Origin of the sequence: Actinokineospora xionganensis (assembly GCF_014323725.1) — a bacterium.
Classification (GTDB): Bacteria; Actinomycetota; Actinomycetes; order Mycobacteriales; family Pseudonocardiaceae; genus Actinokineospora; species Actinokineospora xionganensis.
This window is the reverse complement of record NZ_JABVED010000052.1, coordinates 1-1,890: the sequence shown is the minus strand read 5'-3', so window position 1 is coordinate 1,890 and position 1,890 is coordinate 1. Positions and strand designations below refer to the sequence as shown.

1 protein-coding gene and 1 pseudogene are annotated in these 1,890 nt (G+C 71.5%); both read right to left on the bottom strand.

The window, feature by feature from the left end; all coding sequences use genetic code 11:
* Positions 1 to 323 (bottom strand): annotated as a pseudogene (locus GPZ80_RS31840) (Hsp70 family protein); the annotation flags it as partial.
* Between the two features lie 16 nt (positions 324 to 339).
* On the bottom strand, positions 340 to 1,890 hold a 1,551-nt coding region (locus GPZ80_RS31835), incomplete at its 5' end, for an Hsp70 family protein (RefSeq protein WP_187224806.1).

Genomic DNA, 1,890 nt, shown 5'->3' with positions numbered 1-1,890 from the left:
GCGCCGCCAAGCTGCCGGGAGGTCTCGTCCGCGACCCGCCGCAGCACCGCCGCGAGGGCGTCGGTGACCGGTATGACGGTGGTGCCCAGCAGCAGCGTCCCCTCGTCGACCCGGCGCTTCGGGTTCGGCTCGAACCGCGACGGGTCCAGCCGCGCTCGGCGCTCGGCGTCGCGACCGACGACGAGTCCGCCGTCCTCGTCGGCGTAGATCGCGGACGGCATGGTCGCGGACCCGTCCACTTCGATCACCCGCGGCGCGCGCCCGTGCGCCGAGAGCACCGCGACGGTGTTGGACGTCCCCAGGTCGACGGACAGGACGTTCACAGCGCGCTCCCCTTTGTCAGCCGGTGCTTCCCGGCTTGATGTGCTCGTTGAAGTAGGACAGGAGTTTGGTCTTGCCACTCACGGCACCGGTGGCGATGACCCAGCCCATGATGGGCGTGTTCTCCACGGTGTAGATAAGCATCTCGGCCCCGGTCGCGATCTCCACCGAGTGGTACTTGCCCGACATGCCCCCGCCGGTCCAGTCACCGTCGCTGACGTTCTTGGCTCCGGCTTTCAGACTGGTCAGCGCGGTTTGGACGTTCGCGTCGACCACGTCGGCGGAGTCGAACTGGATATAGATCGCCAGGTAGTTGCCGTTCAGCTTGCAGGTCGCCGACGTCGCGCCCGGGGTGGCGATGGCCTGGCCGCCGAAGTTGGCGCCGGACGCGCAGTCGCCCTTGGTGGCGACCGTGCCCGCGACCTCCCGCATGCACGGGGTGAAGCCCTTGCCGTCGGTCTGCTTGTCCGAGCAGTCGGCGGTCAGTCCTCCCGATGAGCCCGTGGTGGCGATGATCACGCTGACGATGCCGATCACCACGACCGCGACGACCGCGGTCGCGAGATACCAGACCTTGTTCGACTGCGGCTTGACCTGCGGGGCGGACTGCGTCGGGAACCGCGGCGGCGCGGGCCTGGCCTGAACCGGCGTCGGCGCCGAGGGCGGTCCCGCCTGCGCCTGTTGGTGGACCTGTTGGTGGGCCTGCTGGTGGGCCTGAGCCTGGGGTTGCGGCTGAGGCTGAGGGCGGTGCTGCTGCGGGGGCGGCAGGACGCGTTGCGGACCGCTCTGCGGGAACTGCTGCCGGGCGGCGGGCGGCTGCTGGGCGGCGAACCCGCCGGTCCGCAGCGGCACGATCGCCTGGGTGCGCTGGACCGACTCGACGGTGCTGCTCATGTCGCCCGTGCGCATGGTCACGCCCTCTTGCGGCACATGGTGCGCGCCGAGAGCGACGGCGGTCTCGGGCTGGTCCAGGCTCGTCGGGACGACCCGGAGCTGCTCTGCGATCAGGGTGGCGACCAGCGGAATCCGGCTCGAACCGCCGACGAGGTAGATGCCGACCAAGCGGTCGGGAGTCAGGCCCGTGGAGCGGATGGTCGCGGCGAGCAACTCGACGCTGCGCAGCATCCCCGGGCGGATCATCGCCTCCAGCTCGACCCGGCTGACCAGCACATCGTCGAACGGCTCCGGCAGCGGGACCTCGGTCTGCGGGTGGCGCGAAAGCGCTTCCTTGGCGGCCTTGACGTCTTCGCGCAGCGCGCGCTGGGCCCGCCGGTCCGCGGTCGAGTCCGGGCGCAGCAGCCGCTGCCAGCCCCCCGGGTCGCGGTGGGAAACCTGGCGGCCGACGTGTTCGAGGAGGGCCTGGTCGACATCGAGGCCGCCGAGGTCGGGCAGGCCCGCCTCCGCGAGGACCGCGAAGCCGTTCTGCGTGGCGCCGACGATCGCGACGTCGAACGTGCCCGCGCCGAGGTCGTAGACGGCGAGCGCCTGGCCCGGTCCGAGGGTCTGGCCGGGGAAGGACGCGAAGTGCGCGGCGGCGGCGACCGGTTCGGGGACCAACACGAGGTTGGA